The 236-nt window shown below is 58.9% G+C and carries 1 protein-coding gene; it reads right to left on the reverse strand.

Annotation, left to right across the window (positions count from 1 at the left end; all coding sequences use genetic code 11):
- Nucleotides 1–32 precede the first annotated feature (32 nt).
- A partial coding sequence (locus tag SB756_RS35370) for a cupin domain-containing protein (RefSeq protein ID WP_410913920.1) occupies nt 33–236 on the reverse strand: 204 nt, incomplete at its 5' end.

The following is a 236-nucleotide window of genomic DNA, read 5'->3' on the forward strand; positions in this document are numbered from 1 at the left end:
GGGGTATTGCCGAATCAATGCACTGCGCTGGATCAAAAGTTTGAAGGCGTCGCTGCGCTGATCAACCGCGCGGGCTGGTCGAAGGGGTTGCGAAAACGGTGCGGGCGGGTGCTTTCGAAGTAATAGCTGTCGCCTTCTTCGAGGATGAAGATCTCGTTGCCGACCACCAGTTCCAGGCGGCCTTCCAACAAGATGCCGGTTTCCTCGCCGTCATGGGTGAGCATCTCGGCACCGGT

Origin of the sequence: Pseudomonas sp. SIMBA_068 (assembly GCF_046534705.1) — a bacterium.
In the GTDB taxonomy this organism is placed as follows: Bacteria; Pseudomonadota; Gammaproteobacteria; order Pseudomonadales; family Pseudomonadaceae; genus Aquipseudomonas; species Aquipseudomonas putida.